The sequence below is a fragment of the Aeromonas crassostreae genome (assembly GCF_054052445.1).
Window position 1 is genome coordinate 97,654 of the sequence record NZ_JBSTYM010000010.1, and the last position, 21,908, is coordinate 119,561.

17 protein-coding genes are annotated in these 21,908 nt (G+C 62.6%); 10 read left to right on the forward strand and 7 right to left on the reverse strand.

From position 1 onward, the window contains the following. Nucleotides 1-68 precede the first annotated feature (68 nt). Entirely contained in the window at nucleotides 69-599 is a 531-nt protein-coding gene (locus tag ACW5W4_RS10130) for an REP-associated tyrosine transposase (RefSeq protein WP_456689271.1), read from the forward strand. A gap of 87 nt (nucleotides 600-686) precedes the next feature. Here ACW5W4_RS10130 and ACW5W4_RS10135 read toward each other — a convergent pair whose 3' ends face one another. Next, on the reverse strand, nucleotides 687-1,691 hold the full coding sequence (locus tag ACW5W4_RS10135) for a Kiwa anti-phage protein KwaB-like domain-containing protein (RefSeq protein ID WP_429167647.1): 1,005 nt from the start codon (nucleotides 1,689-1,691) through the stop codon (nucleotides 687-689). A gap of 1,530 nt (nucleotides 1,692-3,221) precedes the next feature. Further along, nucleotides 3,222-5,393 (reverse strand): DNA helicase II, encoded by a 2,172-nt coding sequence (uvrD, locus tag ACW5W4_RS10140; RefSeq protein WP_456689272.1) that lies wholly within the window; start codon nucleotides 5,391-5,393, stop codon nucleotides 3,222-3,224. Between the two features lie 451 nt (nucleotides 5,394-5,844). Here uvrD and ACW5W4_RS10145 point away from each other — a divergent pair, with 451 nt between their 5' ends. The 4 genes from ACW5W4_RS10145 (at nucleotide 5,845) to ACW5W4_RS10160 (ending at nucleotide 11,188) form a co-directional block, all read left to right on the forward strand. Continuing rightward, nucleotides 5,845-6,843: a BMP family lipoprotein gene (locus ACW5W4_RS10145; RefSeq protein WP_427262322.1), complete on the forward strand. Its 999-nt coding sequence runs from the start codon at nucleotides 5,845-5,847 to the stop codon at nucleotides 6,841-6,843. A gap of 119 nt (nucleotides 6,844-6,962) precedes the next feature. Further along, nucleotides 6,963-8,543 (forward strand): ABC transporter ATP-binding protein, encoded by a 1,581-nt coding sequence (locus tag ACW5W4_RS10150; RefSeq protein ID WP_456689273.1) that lies wholly within the window; start codon nucleotides 6,963-6,965, stop codon nucleotides 8,541-8,543. Nucleotides 8,544-8,765: 222 nt separating this feature from the next. After that, a complete protein-coding gene (locus ACW5W4_RS10155) occupies nucleotides 8,766-9,884 on the forward strand; it encodes an ABC transporter permease (protein ID WP_456689274.1) in 1,119 nt (372 codons plus the stop codon). A 338-nt stretch (nucleotides 9,885-10,222) separates the two neighbouring features. Then, nucleotides 10,223-11,188, forward strand: a complete 966-nt coding sequence (locus ACW5W4_RS10160; RefSeq protein ID WP_456689275.1) for an ABC transporter permease — start codon at nucleotides 10,223-10,225, stop codon at nucleotides 11,186-11,188. A gap of 57 nt (nucleotides 11,189-11,245) precedes the next feature. Here ACW5W4_RS10160 and ACW5W4_RS10165 read toward each other — a convergent pair whose 3' ends face one another. After that, nucleotides 11,246-12,151: a LysR substrate-binding domain-containing protein gene (locus ACW5W4_RS10165; protein WP_456689276.1), complete on the reverse strand. Its 906-nt coding sequence runs from the start codon at nucleotides 12,149-12,151 to the stop codon at nucleotides 11,246-11,248. Between the two features lie 127 nt (nucleotides 12,152-12,278). On the opposite strand from ACW5W4_RS10165, the gene ACW5W4_RS10170 reads away from it, so the two are divergent. The 4 genes from ACW5W4_RS10170 to ACW5W4_RS10185 all read left to right on the forward strand — a co-directional run bounded on the left by ACW5W4_RS10170 (nucleotide 12,279) and on the right by ACW5W4_RS10185 (nucleotide 16,755). Beyond that, complete coding sequence (locus tag ACW5W4_RS10170) at nucleotides 12,279-13,406, forward strand: S-(hydroxymethyl)glutathione dehydrogenase/class III alcohol dehydrogenase (protein WP_427262327.1); 1,128 nt, start codon at nucleotides 12,279-12,281, stop codon at nucleotides 13,404-13,406. Between the two features lie 68 nt (nucleotides 13,407-13,474). Continuing rightward, entirely contained in the window at nucleotides 13,475-14,323 is an 849-nt protein-coding gene (gene fghA, locus ACW5W4_RS10175; RefSeq protein WP_408775731.1) for an S-formylglutathione hydrolase, read from the forward strand. Nucleotides 14,324-14,737: 414 nt separating this feature from the next. Next, nucleotides 14,738-16,171, forward strand: a complete 1,434-nt coding sequence (locus ACW5W4_RS10180) for a hypothetical protein (protein ID WP_456689277.1) — start codon at nucleotides 14,738-14,740, stop codon at nucleotides 16,169-16,171. Between the two features lie 77 nt (nucleotides 16,172-16,248). Next, on the forward strand, nucleotides 16,249-16,755 hold the full coding sequence (locus ACW5W4_RS10185; RefSeq protein WP_456689278.1) for a DinB family protein: 507 nt from the start codon (nucleotides 16,249-16,251) through the stop codon (nucleotides 16,753-16,755). A gap of 115 nt (nucleotides 16,756-16,870) precedes the next feature. Here ACW5W4_RS10185 and ACW5W4_RS10190 read toward each other — a convergent pair whose 3' ends face one another. Together ACW5W4_RS10190 and ACW5W4_RS10195 are read right to left on the reverse strand one after the other, a co-directional pair. Continuing rightward, on the reverse strand, nucleotides 16,871-17,596 hold the full coding sequence (locus ACW5W4_RS10190) for a head GIN domain-containing protein (protein WP_456689279.1): 726 nt from the start codon (nucleotides 17,594-17,596) through the stop codon (nucleotides 16,871-16,873). A 265-nt stretch (nucleotides 17,597-17,861) separates the two neighbouring features. Continuing rightward, entirely contained in the window at nucleotides 17,862-18,446 is a 585-nt protein-coding gene (locus ACW5W4_RS10195) for a TetR/AcrR family transcriptional regulator (RefSeq protein ID WP_456689280.1), read from the reverse strand. 94 nt (nucleotides 18,447-18,540) lie between these two features. On the opposite strand from ACW5W4_RS10195, the gene ACW5W4_RS10200 reads away from it, so the two are divergent. Further along, nucleotides 18,541-18,993, forward strand: coding sequence for an HPP family protein (locus tag ACW5W4_RS10200; RefSeq protein ID WP_456689300.1), 453 nt, complete (start codon nucleotides 18,541-18,543; stop codon nucleotides 18,991-18,993). A gap of 18 nt (nucleotides 18,994-19,011) precedes the next feature. Here ACW5W4_RS10200 and ompA read toward each other — a convergent pair whose 3' ends face one another. Both ompA and ilvA read right to left on the reverse strand, forming a co-directional pair. Beyond that, nucleotides 19,012-20,142 (reverse strand): porin OmpA, encoded by a 1,131-nt coding sequence (ompA, locus tag ACW5W4_RS10205; protein WP_456689281.1) that lies wholly within the window; start codon nucleotides 20,140-20,142, stop codon nucleotides 19,012-19,014. Between the two features lie 215 nt (nucleotides 20,143-20,357). Then, nucleotides 20,358-21,878, reverse strand: coding sequence for a threonine ammonia-lyase, biosynthetic (gene ilvA / locus ACW5W4_RS10210; protein WP_456689282.1), 1,521 nt, complete (start codon nucleotides 21,876-21,878; stop codon nucleotides 20,358-20,360). Nucleotides 21,879-21,908: the final 30 nt, after the last annotated feature.

Consider the following 21,908-nt stretch of genomic DNA (forward strand, 5'->3'; position numbering starts at 1 on the left):
CGTTCGCGTGATTGGGTATATAGCGGCAAGGCTATGCTTGGCTTTTCTGCCGAAGATAGGGGAAATGCATGGCCAACTGGCGGCGGGCATGGTGGCCCGGCGGAACCTGGTTCTTTACCGTCAACCTGCTGGAGCGGCGCAACAACCGGCTGCTGGTGGAGCAGATCGACCTGCTGCGCCACAGCGTTGCCAAGGTGCAACAGGCTCACCCCTTCGCCATCCACGCCTGGGTGGTGTTGCCCGACCATCTCCACTGCATTCTCTCTTTGCCGGAGGGAGACAGCGATTTCCCCCTGCGTTGGCGGCTGATCAAGAGCCACTTTTCCCGCGCCTTGCCGGTGACGGAGCGCCGCAGCCAGACCCGGCTACGCCACGGGGAGCGGGGCATCTGGCAACGTCATTATTGGGAACATTTGATCCGGGATGCGCAGGATTACCGCCACCATATGGATTACGTCCATATCAACCCCCTCAAGCATGGTCATGTCACCCGGCTGGCCGATTGGCCCTATTCCACCTTCCATCGTTACGTGGCGAGCGGCGTCTATCCGCCGGATTGGTGCGGGTCGGTGGATGGGGTGTTGGGGGGATTGGAGTGAACACCTAAAAGGGTTGTTCCGTTGTAAGCGTCCGATTACGCGATCGTCCGATTACGCTTCGCTAATCGAACCTACGGCCCTTCTACGTCAGCCAGCTTGCACGACAGGAACTGCAATTAGTTCTCCATCTACATCAAACATGACTCCATCAACAACTGTTCTCACTCGTTTATTTTGTAATAGAGTCAATATCTCCTTTATGTATGTTTTATCTTCTTTAATAATGATTTGTTCATTCTCGTCAAATTCTATTTGCCAATTCCCTGCCTCTTGGGCTACTTCTCTTAGCCTGCCGAGCCAAGCGGGATCAGAATAATGACCCTTGCTGTGTACGGATGCTAACTGACGCATTAGCCGTTTATCATTTCCGATAACGGTAGTGAGTGTAGGACTAAAGCGGGCATTTACAGCTGGGCTATCACATAGAGCCGCAATGGCATCCTTTTTCTTTTCTTTCAGTCTTTCATGATAGTTCATTGCTGTTTCAAATTGAACTAAATCTGCAATAAACACATCATCCTCAAATTGAATGAAATCAATGTATGGTGTTATCTGAAATCTTGGTTGATTGTTTATTTCAAAAACTAAAGTGTCATCTCTCAAGAATGAAATCAAAAAATTTCCTGATGATCTATTTAAAGACCACGCCCCACTAATATATCTAAAAGCAAACAAGCTTCTTTCTGGATTGCCAAATGTTAGTTGGATCGCATAGGAATTGAAATTATTTAATTCCGCATGTTCAGTAACTGCACCTACCCCTCCCTCAATAACAATATCTTTGAGTTGAGATAAATCTGTGGCACTACTCTCAGTGTAGAAAAAACGGTTATCTTGAATTGTTGTAACTGGTCTCAACTCATCGATATGATCATAGCCTTCAATACAATCAACTACATACTGTTTAAATCGCTCTTTGTGAACACGCTCAATATTGAGCAATTTTACGTTCGAGAAACGCTTCTTCGAGTTGTTAGTCTTTACATCTGCGACCCAAATATTTATGGTGGCCTCTTCCAAATCTAGATCTTTCAATGCCCTCAGCTTTGCATCTAAAGCTTGCTGATCTAATTCAAGCTGAACATTATGCATTTCTACTTTTCCATTTTAATTGAATATATAAAATTAATCCCGGCATTCTCAGAAAACTCAACCTTTATATCTGAGACTGACATACACCCCAGACAAATTACAGTTTTTTCTTCTTCTCTATCCTGACCAACCCACTTCAATGTGGTGTCATACAGCCTAATCCCTAATAACAACAGCATCGGATTTAGTAGTATTGTTTTTTCTTTGTGTAAAAATGAAAACATAAAGACAAGAAATATAAACCAAGGAGGTAATTGATTGCCAAGATTTATAATCAAATGCGAAAAGACCAATTAGGAATGGGATTGTATAGTTAATCATATCTCCTCGAACTTGATTAACTTTAACCACACGGACTTCAACCCCATTGGAATGGCTTTTTAAAAAGAATCGCATAAAGTTTGCGGTGATTAACATTGCAAATGAGGAAATTAAAAGAAAACACATGGCCCATACACTAACGGATGAATTCCACGGTGCAATACCAATTTTTATGCTATGAGATTGTGAACCAATATCGCGAATGAATAATATAAGGAAAAGGGGGTAGTAGGATGAAATAAAGACAAGAATTTCAACCCATAACCTTACACCAGTTTTTTTGGGCTCATTTATTATCATTTCACCCTAACCCTAGTAAACTATTAGTTTCAATGCATGCCATCTAATATACATTATTTTCTAGCCACAATGCCAATAAAGTAAATATTTATATGTTGAATTTGTGCAGTAAGGACAGATTCTTGTATGCACAGCTACATCTCTTGATAGCTGTAGGTTCGAATAGCGAAGCGTATTCGGACGATCGCGTCATTAATATTACCGTGACGAAATTTATAAAAACCAGTCCGGCTTAAAGCCGAGTTGGCTGCATCAAAGGGAGGGAAAAATCAGAGCGCCTCCAATCTCGCATGCGCCGTCACCAGCCACTTGGCATGGATCCGTCCCCGTCTCTGCTGGCCGAGCTTGATGTCGCCGCCGTCGGAGATCATGCCACCCTCATTCTGGTTAAAGTGGCTATCCTAGATGCTTCCAAGTCAAAAGCAGGCACGGTATTGATTCCCCTCCAATCCGCCGAGGGTCAGAGGCAACGTCAGGGACGCCATCAGGGATGATGGCGTAGCCGCCCCCCCCCCCCCCGGGGGGGGGGGGCCCCCCCCCCCGTGGCGCCGCCCCCCCCCCCCCCCCCCCCCCCCCCCCGGGTGGGGCGGGCGGGGGGGGCCCGCCCGAGGTGGCCGCGGCCCCGAGGGCACTGGCGAAGCGGTCGGATTGGCGGGGGTGGCCTTTCTTTTGGTGACTTTTCTTTGGCCACGCAAAGAAAAGTTACTCGCCCAAGCCCGAAGGGCGGGCGAAACCCTATCGAGGGCCCAGCCCTCGCGTCCTGCACGGCGCCAGCCGTGCTGCCAACACCCAGGCACACAATTTACCCATGACGCGAACGTCCGATTACGCTTCGCTAATCGAACCTACAGTCCTGACAAAAAAGGAGCCAACGGCTCCTTTTGCTATTGATGGCGGGTGCGCTGCGCCTTACAGCGCTTCCAATCTGGCATACGCCGTCACCAGCCACTTGGCGCCGACCTCGTCGAACTGGATCTGCACCCGGCTCTGCTGGCCCACACCTTCGAAGTTCAGCACTATGCCTTCCCCAAATTTCGGATGCAGCACCCGCTGGCCAAGCTTGATGCCGCTGGCGTCGAAGCTTTGCTGCACCTCGTTCTGGCTAAAGCGGCCGTACTGGGTGGGGCGGCTGACCTGGGTGCGCAGCCGGATCTCTTCCAGACACTCGGCGGGCATCTCGCGGATAAAGCGGCTCGGCTTGTGGAACATCTCGCGGCCGTAGATGCGGCGGCTCTCCGCATAACAGATGTAGAGCTTCTCCATGGCGCGGGTCATGCCGACGTAACAGAGGCGCCGCTCCTCTTCCAACCGCCCCGACTCCTCGGTGGATTGCTGGCTGGGGAACATGCCTTCTTCCACACCGACCAGCAGCACCAGGGGATACTCCAGCCCCTTGGCGCTGTGCAGCGTCATCAGCTGCACCGCATCGGCATATTCGTCCGCCTGATTCTCGCCGGATTCCAGCGCCGCGTGGGCGAGGAAGGCGGAGAGATCGCTCATGTCTTCCAGCTCGTCCGGGCGCTGGTACTGGCGGCAGGCGGTGACCAGCTCGTCCAGGTTCTCTACCCGCGCCTGGGACTTCTCGCCTTTCTCCGCCAGATACATGGCCTTGAGGCCGGAATGCTGGATGGCGATATCCGCCTGCTGGTGCAGCGGCAGCAGGGAGACCTGCTCCTCCAGCGCGTCGATCAGCTCGACAAAGCCGCGCACCGCGTTGCCGGCGCGGCCGGTCAGCACCTTGTCATTGAGCAAGGCTTTGGCTGATTGCCACAGGTTGAGCCCCTGATCCCGGGCGTTGTTGCGCAGTATCTCCAGGGTGCGATCGCCGATGCCCCGGGTCGGGGTGTTGACCACCCGCTCGAAGCTGGCGTCGTCGCCCCTGTTGTTGATAAGACGCAGGTAGGCCATGGCGTCTTTGATCTCTTGCCGCTCGAAGAAGCGCAGGCCGCCGTAGATGCGATAGGGCATGGCGTCCTGCATCAGCGCCTCTTCCAGCACCCGCGACTGGGCGTTGGAGCGATAGAGGATGGCGCAGTCGGCCAGGAGGCCGCCCTTTTCCTTCCAATCCTTGAGGCGGCCGACCACGAAGCGGGCCTCGTCCACCTCGTTGAAGGCGGCGTACAGCGAAATCGGCTCCCCCTCGGCCCCTTCGGTCCACAGCTCCTTGCCGAGCCGCTCCGAGTTGTTGGCGATGACGCTGTTGGCGGCTTTGAGGATATTGGCGGTGGAGCGGTAGTTCTGCTCGAGGCGGATGGTCTCGGCGCCCTGATAGTCGGTCAGGAAGCGCTGGATGTTCTCTATCTTGGCACCGCGCCAGCCGTAGATGGACTGGTCATCGTCGCCGACGATCATCACCCGGCCTGTGTCCCCTGCCAGCATCCGCAGCCAGGCGTACTGGATGCCGTTGGTATCCTGGAACTCGTCCACCAGTATGTTCTGGAAGCGATCCCGGTAGTGCTCGAGGATATGGGGCTTGTTCAGCCACAGCTCGTGGGCGCGCAGCAGCAGCTCGGCAAAATCCACCAGCCCGGAGCGATCGCAGGTCTCCTGATAGGTCTTGTAGATCTGCTGATAGGTGCGGGTGACGGGGTCGCCATAGAGGTCGATGTCGCCGGGGCGCAAGCCTTCGTCTTTCTTGCCGTTGATGTAGCCCATCACGGCGCGGGGGGCCCAGTGCTTCTCGTCCAGATTGAGCGCCTTGAGCACCCGGCGAATGAGGCGGTACTGGTCGTCGGAGTCGAGGATCTGGAAATCCTGCGGCAGGCCCGCATCCAGATGGTGAGCCCGCAGCAAGCGGTGGGCGATGCCGTGGAAGGTGCCTATCCACATGCCGCGCACCCCGTCCCCTATCACCTTCTCGACCCGGCCGCGCATCTCGGCCGCCGCCTTGTTGGTAAAGGTCACGGCGATGATGGAGAAGGGTGAGCAACGCTCCACCTGCATCAGCCAGGCGATACGGTGCACCAGCACCCGGGTCTTGCCCGAACCGGCGCCTGCCAGCACCAGCAGGTTGCTGCGAGGGGCCGCCACCGCGTCTCTTTGCTTGTCATTGAGCCCGTCGAGCAGGGTTGAAACGTCCATCACCACTCCTGTTTATTTATACAGGCGGCGATTATACGGCTTGTGGCGCCGCAGACCAAATCCCGGTGCATCACCGCCTCCTCACGGTGAGGCCCCGTCCCGCGCCCGAGGGCGGCCCCCTCCCCCTGGCGGGTCGCGCGGCGGCCACTGGGCCATGCTGGCGTCAATAGAAGCTCACTCTCGCCCCGGTCTTGGAAAACGCTTGCGCACAACTTCATGATTCGTAATGAAAATGTCATTTGAGGCCGCCTTGTTGCAGCACAAAAAACCATAAAGTCGTCTATAAACAACAACTTATAAAGTCATTCGCTTATGTATCAAATCGTTAGCGCAAACGTTTTTCTGTGATGCCCGCCTTGACCCCCAACCTCACTCACATACAGTTAGCCTGCGTGCACGCTTGCCTGCGCCAGCAGGTTACGGACCCTCAATAACAATCAAGGACAAGATCGTGACTCAGCTACTCAAACTGGCCAGTGTGGCCGCCTTCACCCTGGCCGCCCTCTCGGCCCAGGCCGCTTCCCAGCCCGCCGTCATCTATGACACCGCTGGCAAGTTCGACAAGTCATTCAACGAGGCCGTGTTTCGCAACGGCGTCGAGCTCTACAACAAGGACAAGGGGGTCAAGGTCAGGGAGTTCGAGCCCCAGAACGAGGCCCAGCGCGAGCAGGGGCTGCGCCGTCTGGCCAGCCGGGGCAACAGCCCCATAGTCGCGGTCGGCTTCAACATGGGCTCAGCGGTAGAGAAGGTCGCCACCGAGTTCCCCGAGGTGCAGTTCACCATCATCGACATGGTGGTCGACAAGCCGAACGTGCAATCCATCGTCTTCAAGGAGCATGAGGGCTCCTTCCTGGTGGGCGCCCTGGCGGCCATGGCGTCCAAGAGCGGCAAGGTCGGCTTCGTGGGCGGCATGGATATCCCGCTGATCCGCAAGTTCCAGTGCGGCTATGAGCAGGGCGCCAAGTACGTCAATCCCAAGATGGAGGTGTTCCAGAACATGACGGGCTCCACCCCGGCGGCCTTCGCCGACCCGGCCAAGGGGGCTGAGCTCGCCAAGTCCCAGTTCGCCAAGGGGGCCGACGTCGTCTATGCCGCCGCCGGCGGTACCGGCATCGGCGTCTATCAGGCCGCCAAGGACGAGGGCAAGCTGGCCATCGGCGTGGATTCCAACCAGAACCACCTGCAGCCGGGCACCATGCTCACCTCCATGGTCAAGTCGGTGGGCCTGGCCGCCTACAAGACCTGGGATGATGCCACCAAGGGCAGCTGGCAGCCGGGCATCCAGTCCCTGGGCCTGGCCGAAGGCGGGGTGGACTGGGCGCTGGACAAGGACAACGAGGCGCTGATCACCCCTGAGATGAAGGCCAAGGCGGACGCCATCAAGGCCGACATCATCGCCGGCAAGGTCAAGGTGCATGACTACATGAGCGACGGCACCTGCAACTACTGATAGCCCATTGGCTACCAGACACACCGGCCCGCTCGCGGGCCGGTTTTCGGTCTCACTCCCTCTGAACGGGCCTGCCCGGCCAGGGGGAGAGACGCGTCATGATTAGCAAGGACTGCATCATGGACCAGACGGATCGCTACGCCATCGAATTGCGCGGTATCGACAAGCGGTTTGGCGAGGTATACGCCAACAAGCAGATCGATCTCCAGGTTCAAAAGGGCAGCATTCACGGCATCGTCGGCGAGAATGGCGCCGGCAAATCGACCCTGATGAGCATCATCTACGGTTTCTACCACGCCGATCGCGGTGACATGTTCATCGACGGCCACCCCTTCAAACCCCATGGCTCCCAGGATGCGATCGCCGCAGGGATAGGCATGGTGCACCAGCACTTCATGCTGGTGAACAACTTCACGGTGTTGGAAAACGTCATCCTCGGCGCCGAGCACGGCTGGCACCTGGGCAAGAGCCTGGCGGCGGCCGAGAAACTGCTCGGCGAGCTGGCGCGGGACTATGGTCTCGAGGTGCCCCTGCACGAGAGGGTCGAGGATCTGCCGGTGGGGCTGCAGCAGCGGGTCGAGATCCTCAAGGCGCTCTATCGCGGCGCCCGCATCCTGATCCTGGACGAACCGACCGGGGGGCTGACCCCGCAGGAGGCGGATCACCTGTTCGAGGTGCTGAAAAAACTGCGGGATCAGGGCACCACCATCATGCTCATCACCCACAAGCTGCGGGAGATCCTGGCCATCACGGATAGGGTCTCCATCATGCGTCGGGGGGAGATGGTGGCCCACGTGGCCACCCAGGACACCGACAAGGAGCAGCTGGCCGAGCTGATGGTGGGGCGCAAGGTGCGGCTCAGGGTCGACAAGGGCCCGGCCCGGCCGGGGGCCCCCAGGTTGCAGGTGGATGGCCTCGGCTACCGGGATCCGAACGGCGTGCCGCGGCTCAAGTCCGTCAGCTTCGCGGTACGGGCCGGGGAGGTGGTCGGGGTGGCCGGGGTCTCCGGCAACGGCCAGTCCGAGCTGCTCAGCCTGCTCGGCGGCATCCTGACCCCCAGCGAAGGGGGCTTCACCCTCCATGGCAAGGGGAGCGTCCATCGCATCGATGGCCAGCATCCGGCCAGCCCGGAGCAGGTGCGCGACTATGGCCTGGGCCATGTGCCGGAAGACAGGCACAAGATGGGGCTCATCAACCGCTTCGACGCCCAGGAGGCCTTCATCCTGGGTTATCACCGCCGACCCCGATACAACAAGGGCTGGCTGCAGGACAAGGGCGCCATCCGCCGGGACTGCCAGGACAAGATGGAGAAGTGGGACGTGCGCCCGCCCAGCCCGGACCACAAGACAGCGAACTTCTCCGGCGGCAACCAGCAGAAGCTGGTGATCGCCCGAGAGGTGGAGCAGGACCCGGACGTGCTGCTCATCGGCCAGCCGACCCGGGGCGTCGACATAGGCGCCATCGAATATATCCACCAGCAGATCATCGCCATGCGGGATCAGGGCAAGGCGGTGCTGCTGGTGTCGGTGGAGCTGGACGAGATCATGAGCCTGTCGGACCGGATCCTGGTGATCAGCGACGGCCGCATCGTCGGCGAGCTGGATGGCGCCAGTGCGGATGAACGCACCATAGGTCTGATGATGGCCAGCATAGTGCCGGACGAAGTGGCGGCAAGCCCATCGCAAGGAGCCACATCATGAGCATGGGATCAACCAGCGCAGCAAACGCAACGATCGGCCTGATGATGGCGAATATCGTTCCGGACGAGGTGGCGGCAAGCCCATCGCAAGGAGCCACATCATGAACATGGGATCAACCAGCGCAGCAAGCGCAACAATCGCTAGCCTGATGATGGCGAATATCGTTCCGGGCGAGGTGGCGATCACATCCCCCACCCACGGGGCAGGCAAGGAGAGCCAACCATGAGTCAACAACGCGTACCGGCCTGGGTATCGGTCGGCGTCCTCTCGACCATGAACATAGGGCTGGCCTTCCTGGTCTCCGCCATCCTGTTCTATTACCTGGACATCAAGCCCCTCGATGCCGCCGAGATCATGTGGTACGGCGCCTTCGGCACCGGCGAGGGGATAGGCTTCACCCTCTACTACGCCACCGGTTTCATCTTCACCGGACTGGCGGTGGCGGTGGCCTTCCACGCCGGCCTGTTCAACATAGGTGGCGAGGGGCAGGCCTATATCGGCGGCCTGGGTGTGGGCCTGGTCTGCCTGCTGCTCGGGGACCTGCTGCCGTTCGCCCTGCTGCTGCCGCTCGCCATCATAGCCGGCGGCCTGTTCGGTGCGGCCTGGGCCTTCATCCCCGCCTGGCTGCAAGCCAAACGGGGCAGCCATATCGTCATCACCACCATCATGTTCAACTTCATCGCCGCCTCCCTGATGGCCTACCTCTTGGTCGACGTCTTCAAGCCGCCGGGATCCATGGCCACCGAGAGCCGGGTGTTCGCCGTGGCGAGCTGGCTGCCGAAGATGAGCGAGCTGGCGGCCGGTGTCGGCATGACCCTGCCCAACAGCCCGCTCAACATCAGCTTCTTCTGGGCGCTCGTCTGCGCGCTGCTGGTATGGCTCTTCATCTGGCACACCCGCTGGGGCTACCAGGTGCGCGCCGTCGGGGCCAGCGCCTCGGCCTCCGCCTATGCGGGCATCTCCTACCCTGGGGTGGTGATCCTGGCCATGGTGATCTCCGGCATGCTGGCGGGCTTCTTCGCCCTCAACGTGCTGCAGGGGGAGCTGCACCAGATCAAGCTCAACTTCGTGGAGGGATTCGGCTTCACCGGCATCGCAGTGGCCCTGATGGGGCGCAACCACCCGGTCGGCGTCATCATCGCCAGCCTGCTGTTCGGCTTCCTCTACCAGGGGGGCGCCGAGCTCAGCTTCGAGTTCGGGGTGGATCGCAACATAGTGGTGGTGCTGCAGGGTCTGGTGATCCTGTTCTGCGGCGCCCTGGAGCACATGCTGCGCCCGCGCATCGAGCAGGCCTATCTGGCCATTGCCCGACGTCCGTCCCTTCCGGTCAAAGGAGTCTGACCATGTTTGAAACCCTGATCCTGATGCTGGATGCCACGGTGCGCACCGCGCCGCCGCTGATCCTGGCGGCCATGGATGACAACCATGTTTTGCGCGTCGAAGGGAGTCCACATCATGTTTGAGATACTGATATTGATGCTGGACGCCACCATACGCACCGCGCCGCCGCTTATTCTGGCGGCCATGGATGACAACAATGTTTTGCGCGTCGAAGGGAGTCCACATCATGTTTGAGACACTGATATTGATGCTGGATGCCACCATACCCACAGCGCCGCCGCTGATCCTGGCGGCCATGGATGAAAGGAATGTTTTGCGCGTCGAAGGGAGTCCACATCATGTTTGAGACACTGATCCTGATGCTGGACGCCACGGTGCGCACCGCGCCGCCGCTGATCCTGGCGGCCATGGCCGGCATGTTTTGCGAACGCTCCGGGGTGGTCAATATCGCCCTGGAGGGCAAGCTGCTGGCGGCGGCGTTCGCCAGCGGTGCGGCCGCCGCCGTCTCCGGCTCCGCCTGGATTGGCCTGGGGGCCGGGGCCGGCATCGCCATCCTGTTTGCCCTGCTGCACGGCTTCGCCACCATCACCCACAGGGGCGATCAGGTGGTGAGCGGCATGGCCATCAACATACTGGCGGCGGGTCTGACCATCACCCTGGGTCGCTACTGGTTCGATCAGGGGGGGCAGACACCGGCGCTCTCCGGCGCCGCCCGCTTCGCCCCCATCGATCTGCCCTTCGCCAGGGAGCTGTATGACGTGCCCGTGCTCGGTCAGCTCTACAGCGAGCTCTTGAGCGGTCACTCCCTGCTGGAGTACCTGGCGTTCGCCGCCGTGCCGCTCGCCTGGTGGGTGCTGTTTCGCACCCGCTTCGGCCTGCGGCTACGGGCGGTGGGCGAGGCCCCGGCCGCGGTGGACACTGCCGGTATCTCGGTGGTGCGCATGCGCTACACGGCGCTCATCATCGGCGGCCTCCTGGCGGGGATAGGGGGCACCTATCTGGCGGTGGCCCAGACTGCCCAGTTCATCCCCAACATGAGCGCGGGCAAGGGCTTCATGGCGCTGGCGGCCCTGGTGTTCGGCAAGTGGCGCCCCTGGAGCGCCATGGCGGCCTGCCTGCTGTTCGGCTTCCTCGACGCGGTCGCCATCCGCTTGCAGGGGGTCAGCATAGGGGACTTCCCCATCCCGGTGCAGGCCATAGAGGCGCTGCCCTATGTGCTGACCGTGTTCCTGCTGGCGGGCTTCATCGGCCGGGCCGTGGCCCCCAGGGCCCTCGGCACCCCCTATGTGAAGGAGCGGGAATGAGGCGCTTGCTGCAACCATGATCCAGGAGGGCCCGTCGGGCCCTCTTTTTCATGGTGCTCAGCCGATGGGGGGCATCAGGGAGGGCTGGCCCGGCTCCCCGAGCCGCTCGGCCAGATAGTCCACCAGCAGCCGCACCTTGGGGGAGAGGTGGCGGTTCTGCGGGTAGAGGGCCCAGATCCCCTCCTCGGGGGCCCGCAGATCCGGCAGCAGTTCGATGAGGCGGCCGGCGGCGAGATGGTCGCCGACGTAGTAGTCGGGCAGCTGCACTATGCCTATCCCCTTGAGGGCCGCGTCCATCAGGGCGTGGCCGCTGTTGCACCTGAGCAGGCCGCGCAGCCGCACGCTGTAAGGGCGGCCATCCAGGGTGAAGTGCCACTCGTCACCGTTGCCGAGCAGGCAGGCGTGACGGGAGAGCTCGGAGAGGCTGTTGGGCATGCCGCGGCGCGCCGTGTAGTCCGGGGAGGCGCACACATAGGGCACCCGCCCCGCCAGACGCCGCGCCACCAGGCTGGAATCCTTGAGGTGGCCGAGGCGGATGGCCAGATCGTAACCGTCATGCACCAGATCCAGCAGCTGGTTGGTGAGGTTGAGGGTCACCTCCAGGGCCGGATAGCGCACCATGAAGTCGTTCACCAGGGGCGCGATGCGGCTCTCGCCGTAGGAGACGGGGGCCGTGATGCGCAGCAGCCCCTGGGGCTGGGCCTGATGGCGGCCCAGGGCCAGCTCGGCCTCGTAGAGGTTGTCCAGCAGCTGGCGACAGTGGCGATAGTAGATCTCGCCGAGCTCGGTGAGCCGCACCTGGCGGGTGGTGCGCAGCAGCAACTTGGCCTGCAACCTGTCTTCCAGCTGCGCCACCTGGCGGCTGACCTGAGCCACCGACACCCCGAGCTGGCGCGCCGCCGGGGTAAAGCCCCCCTGCTCCGCCACGCTGACAAACTCACATATCCCTTCCCAGCCGAACATTATTACCTATGAGTAAAAGTGATTTGATATTTAACCCCATTATCACCAAATGAACGGGAAACTACACTCAGGCAGGTTCAAATTACGCTGATACATTTCCAGACAACCATCACAAGAGGATCCTTTCATGGCACAGGTACAGAGCATCAAGTGCAAGGCCGCCATCGCCTGGGGCCCGGGCCAGCCCCTCTCCATCGAAGAGGTGGAGGTCATGGCCCCCCAGGCCGGTGAGGTGCGGGTGCGGATCGTCGCCACCGGCGTCTGCCATACCGATGCCTTCACGCTGTCCGGTGAAGATCCGGAAGGGGTCTTCCCCTGCATCCTGGGTCACGAGGGGGGCGGCATCGTCGAGTCCGTCGGCGAGGGGGTCACCAGCGTCAAGGTCGGCGATCACGTGATCCCGCTCTACACCCCGGAGTGCGGCGAGTGCAAGTTCTGCAAATCCGGCAAGACCAACCTGTGCCAGAAGATCCGCACCACCCAGGGCAAGGGGCTGATGCCGGACGGCACCACCCGCTTCTCGAAAGACGGCCAACCCATCTATCACTACATGGGCACCTCCACCTTCAGCGAGTACACGGTGCTGCCGGAGATCTCCATCGCCAAGGTGGACCCGGCCGCCCCGCTGGAAGAGGTGTGCCTGCTGGGCTGCGGCGTCACCACCGGCATAGGCGCCGTGATGAACACCGCCAAGGTCAAAGAGGGTGAGAGCGTCGCCATCTTCGGGCTGGGGGGCATTGGCCTCTCCGCCGTCATAGGGGCGCGCCTGGCCAAGGCCGGTCGCATCATCGCCGTCGACATCAACGAGAGCAAGTTCGAACTGGCCCGCAAGCTGGGCGCCACCGACTGCATCAACCCGAACGATTACGACAAACCCATCCAGGAGGTGATCGTCGAGATGACCGACGGCGGCGTCGACTTCTCCTTCGAGTGCATCGGCAACGTCAAGGTGATGCGCGCGGCGCTCGAATGCTGCCACAAGGGCTGGGGCGAGTCGGTCATCATAGGGGTGGCCGGCGCCGGCCAGGAGATCAGCACCCGTCCGTTCCAGCTGGTGACCGGCCGGGTCTGGCGCGGCAGCGCCTTCGGCGGGGTGCGCGGTCGCAGCGAGCTGCCGAGCTATGTCCAGCGCTACATGCAGGGTGAGTTCAAGCTGGACGACTTCATCACCCACACCATGGGGCTGGAGCAGATCAACGAGGCGTTCGAGCTGATGCACCAAGGCAAGAGCATCCGCACCGTCATCCACTACTGAGTCAGGCAGGGCGGGCAGCTCCCGCCCTCTCTTCTTCATCCCAGGCGCCCATGGCGCAGGAGGATCAGATGTCGTTAGATATCATCGCCAGCAACAAGAGCTTCGACGGCTGGCACAAGCAGTATCGCCACGAATCGGCGCTGCTCGGCTGCGAGATGCGTTTCGCCGTCTACTTGCCGCCCCAGGCGCTGACCGGCCAGAAGGTACCCGTGCTCTACTGGCTGTCGGGCCTCACCTGCACCGACGAGAACTTCATGCAAAAAGCCGGTGCCCAACGCATCGCCGCCGAGTTAGGGATAGCCCTGGTGGCGCCGGACACCAGCCCCAGGGGTGAACAGGTGCCGGATGATGCCGCCTATGACCTTGGCAAGGGGGCGGGTTTTTACGTCAACGCCACCCAGTCACCCTGGCGGGCGCACTACCAGATGTATGACTATGTCACCCGGGAGCTGCCAGACCTTATCGAGACTCACTTCCCCATCTCGAGTCGCCGCGCCATCAGCGGCCACTCCATGGGGGGCCACGGGGCCCTCATCGCCGCCCTGCGCGAGCCCGGCCGCTACCGTTCGGTGTCGGCCTTCAGCCCCATCAGCCACCCGAGCCGCAGCCCCTGGGGCCAGAAGGCGCTGGGGGCCTACCTCGGCAACAATCCCTTGCTGTGGCAGGAGTGGGACAGTTGCCAGCTGCTGCGCCACCACGACTGCCAGCCCCTGCCGACCCGGGTCGACGTCGGCCTGGACGACCCCTTCCTCGCCGAGCAGCTCGGCATAGAGACGCTGGCGGAGATCGCCGAGGCCAAGGGCTGGCCCCTGGCGCTTCATCGTCACGCCGGCTACGACCACAGCTACTACTTCGTGGCGAGCTTCATCGAGGCGCACCTGCGCTTTCACGCCGAGCACCTGCTCGATCACTCCTGATCACCCCACATACCGAGGCTCCGAGGGCAGCCCCGCGCCCCGCTTCTGCTCACCCCTGCCCGCCTCTTCTTTGCCACTCTCCCTCTCTTCCCCGGCCTCCCGCGCCCTTTTGTTGCCCCCCTCGCAGATATTTTGCCTGACATTAAATCTTGCCAGCCCGAGCGGGCACAGCAGATATGGTTCACCCCGTCCCCAGCCAAGCCCCCACGGCATCGCCGCCAGCACGCCGAGCTGGGCGCCGATGGATGGCGCCCACGGATCAACTCCACCAGCATTAATCTTCATTAATCCAATTAAAAACAAATATTTATGCTAACCACGCACAAGATGGAGCGCCTTGAATCTCATCTGCCAGCGTGCTAGAAAATCGCCAAGACTCTTTCGCCACCCTGACTCCCACTGTGAGATCCCATCATGATTGCCCTCATTCAACTCTCCCCCATACTGCTGGTGATCTCCCTCATCATGGGGCTGAAACGCCCGCCGGTGCAGGCAGCCCTGCTGGGCTCCCTGCTGGCCCTGGCCCTGTGGCTGGGCGGCCTGGCGGATCCCTTCCTCCCCGCCACCCTGGTGCGGGTGCTGCAAGACAGCACTGTGCTCTTCCTGAGCACGGCCTGCGTGATAGCCCCTGGCCTGCTGTTCGTCATCTATCTGGAACGCATCAAGGCCAATCAGGCCCTGGAGGGCTGGGTGAGCGGGCTCGGCTGGCGGGGGGCCGCCCTCGCGGTCTTCGTCGTGCTCGGGCTGGCTCCCCTGCTCGAGTCCATGACCGGCTTCGGGGTGTCGCTCATCGCCACGGTTCCCCTGCTGCTGGCCCTGCTGGATCGCCAGGTGGCGCTGCGCATCGCCCTCACCGGCATGTGCATCATGCCCTGGGGCACCCTGGGGCTGGCCACCGTCATCGGGGCGGCCCTGGCGGGTCTGCCCGCAGAGACGCTCGGTGCCTGGGCCGCCTGGACCAGCGCCCCTGTCTTCATGCTGGCCATCGGTCTGGCCCTCTGGCTGATGGGGCAGAAGAACCCCCTGGTCTATCTGGCAGGCTGCGCCATGGCCGGACTCTTCATCGTGCTGCTGCACTTCATCAGCCGCACGGCGGGACCCGAGATAGCGGGAGTCGGCGCCGGTGGCGCCATCCTGCTGGCCGGGCTGGCCTGGGCCCGCGTCAAGGAGCAGGCCCGGCTCCGCTTTCCCCGCCAGGCCTGGCCCTACCTCGCCCTGCTGGCGGCCATCTTGCTGCTCAAGGGGCTCAACGCCCTGTTTGGCATCGCCGATCTGCTGATTGTTCAGGGCTACCAGGTGAGCTGGAAGCCCCTCGCCTCCCCCGGTCTGGCGCTGCTTGGCGTCAGCCTGCTGCTCATCGCCCGGGAGGGGAGCCAGCAGCTGGGTCAGGCCTGGTTCACCCGGGCCAAGCGCCCCCTGCTCACCATCCTCTTCTTCCTCTTCATGTCCCAGCTGCTGGTCAAGGCCGGCTTCCTGACCAGCATCAACCAGGGCCTGAGCGAGCTGAATGCCAGCCTGCTGAGCCCCCTGATCGCCCTGTTCGGCGCTCTGTCTGGCTATATCACGGGTTCCAACGTCGGCGGCAATGCCATCGTCATGCCCTCCATCGCCCACCTGCCCCTCGCACAGTCGCTGCTGCCCATCATGGCCGCCGTCCAGAACAGTGCCGCCGGTCATGCCGCCCTGGGCTCACTGCCCATGGTCGCCCTGCTCATCGGCCTGGCCAAGGGGAGCCATGAGGAGGAGCAGAGCCTGATCCGCTTCGCCTTCTGGCTGGTGCTCGCCAATACCCTGCTGGTGGCGGCGGTCGGTACCCTGCTGGCCAGCACCATCACCACCGGAGGCTGACATGCCCATCTTCACCACCCTGCTGGTCGCGGCGGTCGGTACCCTGCTGGCCAACGCCATCACCACCGGAGGCTGACATGCCCATCTTCACCACCCTGCTGGCCATGCCTGACCGATTCCAGCAGCTGCTCGACCAGGTGCCCGAGGATCACCTGAACTGGGAGCCGGCCAACTGGGCCGGCATCCCCTCCGAGCGTTTCTCGGCCCTGGGCCACCTCTGCCACCTGCTGGACATAGAGACCCAAGGCTATCAGGTGCGCTTCTTGCGCACCCTGGAGGAGACACGACCCGAGCTGGCCTCCCTCGATGGCTACCAGCTGGCCCAGGACAATGACTATCCCCAGCAGGATCCCGTCGTGCAGCTGGCCCGCTTTCGCGCCGCCCGCACTCACACTGTCACCTGGCTCCAGGGGCTGCCCCCCTCGGCCTGGGGGCGACGGGCCCATTACGGCAACTATGGGGAGCTCACCCTGGATGGCCTGGTGCGCCTGCTGGTCAGTCATGACCACCAGCATCTCGCCGGGATGCAGTGGCTGCTGATGCGGCTCAACGCCGACAGGGAGCTGCAGCTTCCCCTCGCCTGAACCACCGGCGGGGTGGGGGACGACGCAGGCCGGGCTCCCCCTCCCCTGACGGACAGGCACAATAAACGAAACGGGCCCGTCGGGGCCCGTGTCGTCTCTGCAAAGTGGCGCGGGGTCAGCCCCCTTTGCGCACCAGTTGTCCCGACCCCGCGATCTCGCTCTCCAGCTCGGGATCCCCCCAGTAGTCGATGTTGCCGGAGCCCGCTATGGTGGCCGTCAGCCTCTGCGCGGCGCGCACCGCCACATCGCCGCTGCCGGCGATGTTGACCTCCACCTCCCGGGCCCGCAGCTCCCCGGCGGCTATGCCCCCCGAGCCTGCGATATTGAGGGTGAGGCTGTCGACATGGCCCTGCCCCAGGGCAAGATCCCCCGAGCCGGCGATGTTGCCCTCCAGACGCCTTACCGCCAGCCGATCGGTGCGTATGCCCCCGGATCCCGCCAGGGAGAGGGTCAGCGCATCCCCCTCGAAGGCGCCGACCTCGCCCTGGCTGCTCCCGGCCAGGGCCAGCTCGCGCAGCGCAGGCAGGGTGATGGTGACCTCGAGCCGCTCGCCGGGGTCGAGCCGGTACCCCTCCTTGACCTCTATCTCCAGCTTGCGGCCACTCTCGTTGAAGGTCAGATAGGGCAAGAGATTCTCCTGACCCTGCAAGCGGATCCCGCGCTCCACTCCTGGCACCAGCCTGACATCCGCCGGCACCACGGCCAGTATCCGGTCGACCCTGTCTCCCAGGGGCAGCTGCGCAATGACGGTCGCCCCCTGGCCCCGAATGATCTCGTCGTCCTGCCAGCTGCACCCCGCCAGCCCCACTGCCAGCACCATGACCCCCATCATCTGTTTCATCTCGTTCATCCTTGTTGCCGGGAGCCCCCATGGCTCTCCCCTTGAGGTGTGATGAATCGCAATCCCTGTGCCAAAACGTAACAGATTGATTTATATAAGAAGACTCTTCATTCACCCAGCATATGCGGCAAAAGAAGAGTCATTTAGACCACAAGTTGGTCAGTTTGACCAAGTCCAGGGGGAGCTGGACGGCAAGGCGGGCCACCCTGCCGGGCTCGCCCCGTTGTAATGCCACCTTGCCCATGCCGGCCTCCTTGTCGTCACCTCATTGATCCTGCTTGTGATACTGCCATGGCTCACCGCCATTGTCCTCCCGGGGCAGGCCGAGCAGGGCCCGGGCCATGGGGATGACCCGCGCCAGCGCCCCCGTCTCCTGATAGCTGTGGGTCATCACCACGGCCCCCTCCAGCAGCAGGCAGAGCCGGCTCGCCACCTCCTCATCGCACTCCAGACGCCGCTGCACCCAGTCCCGCAATGCCCGCTTGTGGCTCGCCACCAGCTTGCGCACCGGGTGGCGCGGATCCCCGAACTCGGCGCTGGCATTGATGAAGTTGCAGCCGTAGAAGTCGCTGCGGCCGAACCAGTCGGCAAAGCCATCGAGCAGGGCCATCAGCCTGTCCTCCCGGCCAGAGCGGCCGGCCTGCCTGGCGTCAAGCAGGGCGAAGAACTCGGCATCCCGCGCCGTGAGCACCGCCTCGATCAGCGCATCCTTGCTGGGAAAATGGCGATAGAGGGTGCGCTTGGTGCTGCCCGCCTCGGCCCAGATGCGGTCTATGCCGGTGGCGTGAAAGCCATGGCGGTTGAACAGGCGATAGGCGGTCGCCATCAGCTGCTGTCGTTTCTCGCTCATCATCGATTTCCCCTTGAAGTACACCGATCTGTCTACCTAATGTCTCAGTTCGGGTCAAGTGACCCGCACCGACAAGGAGACAGAGATGGAAACCATGATGGCAAGAGGATGGGGTGCCCTGCTGGCGGGTCTGGGAGCCGCTCTGGCTATCGCCCTGCTGGGCTGGCTGGATCTGGGTTGGCAGCTGAGCCTGCTGATGGCGCCGTTCGGGGCGAGCTGCGTGCTGCTCTTCTCCCTGCCACAGAGCCCGCTGGCGCGGCCGCAGAACGTGCTGGGGGGTCACCTGCTGGCGGCGACCGTGGGCCTGCTGGTGCAAGAGTTTCCCCTGCCATTCGCGCTGCAACTGGCCCTGGGCGTGGGGCTGGTCATCGCCCTGATGCAGGGGCTGCGGCTCATTCATCCCCCCGCCGGGGCCAACCCGCTGCTGGTGCTGCTCACGGATCAATCCTGGCCCTTCCTCTGGCAGACAGTGCTGCCCGGCGCCCTGCTGCTGGTGCTGATCGCCGCGGGTTATCACCGACTCGCCCGGCGACCGGCCCCGGCCTGAGCGGATCGGCGCCGCGCCTTATGGCTGGGGTGGCTCCCCCACCCCGTCCAGTTGGATGTCGACCCGCCGATCCGGGGCCAGGCAGGGGATCAGTGCCTGCTTGCTGCCGCCGTTGCAGCGATTGCCGGTGACGGGCTCCTGCTCGCCACGTCCCGTCACCTGCACCTTGTCCGCCGGCCAGCCCCGGGCGATCAGCCCATCGGCCACGGCCCGGGCTCGCCGCTCCGACAGGCTCTGGTTGTAATCATCGGCCCCCAGCCGGTCCGTGTGCCCCACCACGGTCGCCACCCCATCCCTGGGATTGGCCGCCACTATCTGCTGGAACAGGGTGTCCAGCGCCTGATTGGCCTCCGCTCTGAGGTGCGCCTCGTTGAACGCGAACAGCAGATCCGAGCTCAGGGAGAATCGCTGGCGGATGATGACGGTGGCGGGGGGCACGGGGGCGGGCGCCGGGCTGATCTCGGCCTGCACGTCCTCCCCCTGGCCGAAACGGTAGACGATGGCGAGGGCGAGCAGGCCGTTGTCCAGCTCTATGCCGGACTCATCCAGAGAGGTGTTGCCGAGGGGGGTGGTGTATTGATACTCGAGGCGCAGAGCCCAGCTGGGGTTGAGGGCATATTCGCCGCCGAGGGCGCCGACGAAGGCGGCACCATGGTACTTGTTGCCATTGGCCGAGTCGCGAAACTGGCTGCTGTCCGTGGTGATCTCTGCGCTCACGTCGCTCTCGGTCCAGCCATAGGCGCCGCCGAGGCGGCCATAGAGATCCAGGCTGGGGGTGACGGGGTAGCCGATGCGCATGCTGGCCTGGACGAGCTGGCCCTTGGCCTCGCCGGTCAGGCCGGCGCTGAGGCTGCCTTCGCGCTGGCGACCGCTGAGGCGATAGCGACCGAGGTGGTCGTAGCCAAGCTCGAAGCCGAGGTTGGGATTGAGCTGATAACCGACGAACAGGCCGAGGCCGAGGGCGTCACCCTGTTCATCGGCGCCCACCAGCTCGAATGCCCGCTCGACCCCGGGCTCGAAATCGGCCCCGAAATAGTGGGACCAGCCGGCCTTGCCCCCCAGATACCAGCTGTTGTCCAGCCCCTGGGCCTGGGCCAGCCCGCTCATACCGGTGGCGCCCATCAGGAGCGCCAGCAGGGATCTTGTCATGTGAATGCCTCTTCCTTGAGTCTGTGATGGCGAACGTCGGCCCATGGCCCCCGCTAGCAGGGAGCCGCGCAGGGCCGAGCGTTCCAGCCTATCCCATCCTGGCGCGGTCTCAAACGATCCGGTGGGTCAGAGTGTGAGCCAGTTGGCACAAGCCGGGCCCGCCGCCATGAGAGAGGGGGCAAGTGCCCCCCCTCTGCGCGCCACGCCATCCGTGCTCAGTTCGCCAGGAACAGGCGATAGGCGGGATCCTCGCTCACCTCCTTCCAGTCATACCCCAGCTCGTAGAGGTAGTCGTGGAAGGCGGCCACGTCCTGGTCCGGCAGCTCGAAGGCGCACAGCACCCGGCCGTAGTCGGCTCCGTGGTTGCGGTAGTGGAACAGGCTGATGTTCCAGCGACAACCCAGGGTCTCGAGAAAGCGCATCAAGGCGCCCGGCTGCTCCGGAAACTTGAAGCTGTAGAGACGTTCACCGAGGGGCCGGGCCGGGCGGCCGCCAATCATGTAGCGCACATGGTTCTTGGCCAGCTCGCTCTCTGTCATGTTGACCACGGGGTAACCGTTGCCACCCAGTTGTTCGATGATCTGGCCCAGCTCCTCGTCACCGCCGGTGAGGCGCACCGAGACGAACAGCGACGCCTGCACCGCATCGGCGTAGCGGTAGTTGAACTCGGTCACCATGCGGGGCCCAAGCTGGCGACAAAAATCGAGGAAGGCCCCCTTGCGCTCGGGGATGGTCACCGCCAGCATGCCCTCGCGCTTCTCGCCGATCTCGCAGCGCTCCGACACGTAGCGCAGGCTGTGGAAGTTGACGTTGGCGCCGGACAGAATGGCCGCCATCCGCCCCCCTTTCACCTGCTCCCGCTCGCTGTAAGCTTTCAGGCCCGCCAGGGACAGGGCGCCGGAGGGCTCGGCGATGGCGCGGCAGTCGTCGAAGATGTCTTTCAGTGCCGCGCAGATCTGGTCGTTGGAGACGGTCACCACCTCGTCCAGATACTGGTTGCACAGGCGGAAGGTCTCCTCGCCGATGCGCTTGACCGCCACCCCGTCCGCAAACAGGGAGACCCGCTCCAGGTTGACCGGCTCACCGGCCTCAAGGGCCGCCTTGAGGCAGGCGGAGCCCTCGGCTTCCACCCCGATCACCTTGACGTCCGGCAGCAGCTGCTTGATGTAGACCGCCACCCCGGCGGCCAGGCCACCGCCCCCCACAGGCACGAAGACGTGGGTGAGGTGGGTGTCCTGCTCCAGCAGCTCCTTGCCGATGGTGCCCTGGCCCGCGATCACCTCGACGTCGTCGAACGGCGGTATCAGGGTGTAGCCCTCGGTTTCTGCCAGGCGGCGACTCTCGCCGTAGGCCTCGTCGAAGCTGTTGCCAAACAGCAGCACGTTGCCGCCCAGGCGACGCACCGCATCTATCTTGATGTCCGGCGTGGTCTTGGGCATCACTATGATGGCCTTGATGCCGAGCTTGGCCGCCGACAGCGCCACCCCCTGGGCATGGTTGCCGGCCGAAGCCGCCACCACGCCATGGGATTTCTGCTCGGCGCTCAGGGTGGCGATCTTGTGATAGGCCCCCCTCAGCTTGAAGGAGTGCACCGGCTGCAGGTCTTCCCGCTTGAGGGAGACCTGGTTGCCGAGTCGCTCGGAGAGTTTTTTCAGGGTTTGCAGCGGTGTCACCCGCGCCGCCTCGTAGACGGGAGAGAGCAACACCTTGCGTAGATAATCCGCCGCAGAGACCATGGTTACGCCTCCCGCTCATCAAGGGCACGC